The organism is Methylobacterium longum (assembly GCF_022179385.1).
Taxonomy (GTDB): Bacteria; Pseudomonadota; Alphaproteobacteria; order Rhizobiales; family Beijerinckiaceae; genus Methylobacterium; species Methylobacterium longum.
In genome coordinates, this window is record NZ_BPQS01000103.1 from 1 (window position 1) to 4,342 (window position 4,342).

A 4,342-nucleotide genomic window follows, 5' to 3' on the forward strand; every position below is an offset into this window, starting at 1 on the left:
CCGATGATGTACGAGGTGCGCGAGGCGGCGATGATCTGCGTCGTGAACCGCAAGGGCGCCATCGTCGACGCCTACATGCCGGCTGACGAGTCGGTCATCACGGAGTGGTCGGTGCTCGGCCGCCGGTGAGCTGATGGCGTCCAGTTTGGACGTGCCAGCCACGCGATCTCGGTTGACCCCTCGCATCAGCGCCAACCCGGGACAGCATCCGGCCGACGTTGGTGACGGCCGGCTAACCGAGCGTAGGCACCATGCTGTCGGGCCACGTTGCGTATCGGCCCACCGCTGGTGAGATCGGCCGCTCCCCCGCCCCGTGAGCAGATCGGGGCGGGGCCGAGCGGCCGACGCTCGGCAAGGAGTGCAGCCATGCCGGCCGAGCGAGAACGTGTGCTGTCGGACGATGCGCTGGACCAGCTCGCCCGCGAGCTGTTTGCCGAGGTGCGGGCGCAGCACCCCAAGAAGCCGCTGCGCAGGCCCGGTGAGGACGCAGCCGGCGATGTAGGCATCGACCTGCTGGACTGGCTGCTGGACGCCGGCGACGACGCTGGTGATAGCGATAGCGGGGACTGATCCGCCCTGCACGGCAATGTGGAACCCGCAACGACCCGCACTCCCCGGGCAGTCCAAAACCTGATGCCGGTGAAGGGCCGGAGGGCGGCGGCTACGACAACCGGCCGGACAAGGCCCCTGCCCAATAATCCCAAGGGGGCCATGGCGCGGGGTGACGCATTGGCGCCAGCCTAATCCCCCTCGGGTGCAAGTCGCTCCTCGAGGTGGGTGGCTGCATCCGCGTACAGCTCAAAGCGCCGTAGGAGCACGGCACGCTTTTTCGGCTTCTTTGCCCCGTCGATCTTTGCCTTGGCCTTGTCGGCATGGTGGCGCATTTTCTTGGCCAGCTTCTTGAAGGCCTCATCGATCTTGGCGCTGACCTTGTCGCCTTCCGCTTTCACCGCGTCCGTTCCGCCCTGCACGAGCGAAGGGAACGTGCTCTTGCTATCCTTGGCCACGGCCCATCCCTGTTCGGCTTGATCCATGTTGGGAACGAACAAGGCAACCTAGCGATCCACAGTGACGCGGCGATCACGGCTCTGGCTTGCCCAGCCCGCATCGCACAGGCCGTGCTGGCGCAGGGCAAAGTCGACCTGCGGGCGCGGTTACTCGACCTCTCTGCGCTTCGCGTTGCGGCGAGCAGATCGTTCGGACGGCGAACTGGTGCGAAGCTCGTGACGCGCCTGCTCAAGGTACTCCTGACGCTCAAGCTCTGTCAGGCAGGCGACGTTGTGGCCATGACGGACCTCCCGCTCGGTGAAGCCGGCATCCCAGGCACGGTCATCGCGGTTCTTGGCGATAAAGGTGCGTTTGGCGCGTGCCAGTACGTCGGCTTCGGTCGGCTCGCCCATGGCTCAGCTCCCACCAAGCCGCAAGCCTACAGGGATGATGCTGTCCACGCGAACCGATCAGCCGGCGCTTGGCCTCGGCCTCAATTTCCAGCGCGTCAGCCTTGGCACGCTGGGCGGCTCAGCTATCCAGGCCAAGACCATGGATCAGGCTGCCGATCGGGTCGAAGCGATCGGCAACCTTCGGAGCTGCTTCCGGCGCAGGGATCTGCTCTGCCATGGCACGCGCTCTCGGTGCACTGCGAGCCAGAGAGGCTTGGTGCAGGCGCATCCGGCGTTGAGCCACCCTATGCCGCCGCGGCGCCTCCAGCTTCCGCAGCTGCTCTGCCGATGCCTGAGACTCCTGCATCTCCTGTCGAACGGACGCGGTCTCGCGCGGTAGAACAACGTTTGGCTGCGAAGCCTGAACAGGCCCAGTTTCGGCAGCCTGAGCGGTCGCGATGACCGCATTAGACAAGGTGCTGAGGGCGCTCGCACGTGCCGGCGGGTCAATCCACGCCATCGTGCTGGTAGGCGCTTCCACGGCTGCGATGGGCGCCCGCACCTGCCGTGGCAGATCCTCGTAGTTGCCGGGATGCAGGATGTGCGCAGCGGCCACGAGGCCGAATGCAGCAACAGCAGCCGTCGCGAGGGTGGACCTGTAGTGTTCCATGGCCGTTGAACGAACGGCTTAGCTTATGGTTCCGCTTCGAACACTGCTGCCGGCTGTTGCTGCCCCTTGATGCGCCTGTGCCACACCCGCTACAGCAGCATCTTCCCCCTGCTGATGCGGCCGAGGTGTTCGCGACACCACGCGGCGCTGTTGCAGGCGGACACGCGGTGACAGGTGGTGTGCGGGCCAGTTCCTCACGCATCACTCGTGAAGCCTAGGCCGGGCGATCGTGTGAGGGTCGGCGCATCCGCGGGGGAGCTGGACACCGCTAGGCGCCGGCCCACGGCCTCTACAGGCGATGGGACGCGATCCAGCTGGGCGCCAGGATGTCGCCGGCTTCTGTGATGATCCAGGGCTGCGTGTCGCAGCTAAGTTGGTTCGTATGCGTTCAGCGGAAGTTTACTTCAACGGCGCTGAGTAGGGCTGCACCTTGCCATGTAGGAGCGCCTTTTCAGACCTTTGCTCGGTCAACCAAGTCGGGTCAGGCTGCTCATCTATCAGTGCCACAGTATCGCTTGGCTCGACGTAGGCTTGGAATGCCTCAAGGGCTTCGGCTTGGCTCTCGGCGAGCACGATCAGTCGACTGACCTCCGGCGCCTTGTCAGATTTGAGCGAGGGAGAGGTCTGAAGGGCGATAAAAGCTTGCATTCCGGTATCCTGCCACGCGTACCGGCCAGGACCAAGCTATGGTCGAGAAGGCATCATCTGACGTCGCTCGCCTCCGGGCACCATGCCTGCTGCGTCCGGCCTCCCAGGCTCGCTTGGGCGCTCCTGTTAGCGTATGCTTACGTTCTCGGAGCAGGTCTGGGTATCATGACGTTTACCGTGATCAGCGAACACGCCGACAAAGCGTTGAGCCAGAATTATCCCAGGCCGAAAGACGCCTATGCGAAGGCACGCGAGTACGAGGCTGAAGGCGTGAGCGTAAAAATTCGGCTGCCGACCGGAGATGAAGTTCCAGCTGAGGAATTCGGCGAACTGTATCTCTTGAAGGACGCTGATTGACGGTCATCGGATCTAAAGGGTACCCACTTGGTAAGGTGTTACGACCTCCATGATACCTGCCGCTCCCGATCCGCTTCCTCACTTGCCACCGCCTCGACAGCCGCGATGACGTTCTCCAACTCGGCGACCTGACGCAGCGCGCTCCCGGCGGGCAGACCATCGTGCTCGGCCATCGCCAGGATGAGCGTGCGCTGGTGCGCCTTGAGGCGTTCGAGGAGGATGTCGAGCTTGTCGGGCATCGTCAGGCTGTAGCCGCTAGTTGAAGGCCCGACAATCGAAGGGTCAAGCGCTGGAAGGAAGGGTTAGAATGGATCTTCCGGGCTATCGCTGAGGATAGAGGTAACCTCGTTCTCAATCAGCGGCTGACAGGGCTGCCCGGAACTCCAAAAATCGGTCCGTCGCGCTTGGGGCTTGTGCCTTTCCCTATGCGCCCAGTTCGGCACAACGTCTGGTTGACCTCATGCCGCCGCAGTCCGGGCGATTATCCGTCATGATGCTGGCCTGAAATCGAGTATTGCGATTGCGATGTGCGACATTTTTACCGGCCCGCGTGGATCGAAGTCAGATCTGCTTGTGATCCTTTGCGAGAGAGCTAGTTTGCGCTGAGTCGAAGGCACGTATGTACTGGAAACAATGGCATCATGTCAGAAAATATTCATAACAGCGGCTCAGGCTTGGCTGAACTTACCCGTGAGATCGTCTCCGCCTACGTGATGAAGAATTCGGTTCCTGCCGCCGAGCTTCCGAAGCTGATCAAGAGCATCCACGCGGCCCTAACTACTCTACAGCCTAGCGCACCAGTGGCGACGCCCGAGGCTGATGTCGAGAAGCCGACGCCTGCGCAGATCCGTAAGTCGGTGCAGCACGACGGGATCGTCAGCTTCGTCGACGGCAAGGCCTACAAGACGCTCAAGCGCCACCTCACAAGCCACAGCCTCGACCCGAAGAGCTATCGCGACCGCTACGGCCTGCCCGCCGACTACCCGATGGTCGCCCCGAGCTATGCCGAGCGGCGTTCCGCTCTCGCCAAGGTGATTGGGTTGGGCCGACCCGGCGCCATGGCTCAGAGTGCATCGAGGAAGGACCGCAGGGCAGCTTGATCCGGCTGATTGGGCACCGACGGCTCCGAGCCGCCGTCGTACAGGATCCTTTAATTACCTCGCTCCAACATGCTCTCAGCGATCGGCCGGGGGTCGAGCGCCGGAAGAGCAGCACCGGGGCTTACTCCCCCCGTAGCCTCGGTGCGGCCTCACCGGCGCAGTCGCGCTGAGCACGGCTACCTCGATGC

General features: G+C 63.4%; 7 protein-coding genes. 3 read left to right on the forward strand and 4 right to left on the reverse strand.

From position 1 onward, the window contains the following. Nucleotides 1–366: 366 nt before the first annotated feature. A complete protein-coding gene (locus tag MFF58_RS31245) occupies nt 367–570 on the forward strand; it encodes a hypothetical protein (RefSeq protein ID WP_238294159.1) in 204 nt (67 codons plus the stop codon). Nucleotides 571–740: 170 nt separating this feature from the next. Here MFF58_RS31245 and MFF58_RS31250 read toward each other — a convergent pair whose 3' ends face one another. From MFF58_RS31250 to MFF58_RS31260, 3 genes are all read right to left on the reverse strand, one after another. Continuing rightward, nucleotides 741–1,049, reverse strand: a complete 309-nt coding sequence (locus MFF58_RS31250) for a hypothetical protein (protein ID WP_238294161.1) — start codon at nt 1,047–1,049, stop codon at nt 741–743. Between the two features lie 105 nt (nt 1,050–1,154). Continuing rightward, nucleotides 1,155–1,400, reverse strand: a complete 246-nt coding sequence (locus MFF58_RS31255) for a hypothetical protein (protein WP_238294163.1) — start codon at nt 1,398–1,400, stop codon at nt 1,155–1,157. A 1,048-nt stretch (nt 1,401–2,448) separates the two neighbouring features. Further along, nucleotides 2,449–2,697 carry a hypothetical protein gene (locus tag MFF58_RS31260; protein ID WP_238294165.1) on the reverse strand — a complete coding sequence of 83 codons (249 nt, stop codon included), beginning with the start codon at nt 2,695–2,697 and terminating at the stop codon, nt 2,449–2,451. Between the two features lie 165 nt (nt 2,698–2,862). On the opposite strand from MFF58_RS31260, the gene MFF58_RS31265 reads away from it, so the two are divergent. Then, nucleotides 2,863–3,054, forward strand: coding sequence for a hypothetical protein (locus MFF58_RS31265; protein ID WP_238294167.1), 192 nt, complete (start codon nt 2,863–2,865; stop codon nt 3,052–3,054). Nucleotides 3,055–3,092: 38 nt separating this feature from the next. Here the strand turns inward: MFF58_RS31265 and MFF58_RS31270 are convergent, their stop codons facing one another. Continuing rightward, nucleotides 3,093–3,293, reverse strand: a complete 201-nt coding sequence (locus MFF58_RS31270) for a hypothetical protein (RefSeq protein WP_238294169.1) — start codon at nt 3,291–3,293, stop codon at nt 3,093–3,095. A 402-nt stretch (nt 3,294–3,695) separates the two neighbouring features. On the opposite strand from MFF58_RS31270, the gene MFF58_RS31275 reads away from it, so the two are divergent. Further along, a complete protein-coding gene (locus tag MFF58_RS31275) occupies nt 3,696–4,154 on the forward strand; it encodes a Ros/MucR family transcriptional regulator (protein ID WP_238294171.1) in 459 nt (152 codons plus the stop codon). The last annotated feature ends 188 nt before the right edge of the window (nt 4,155–4,342 follow it).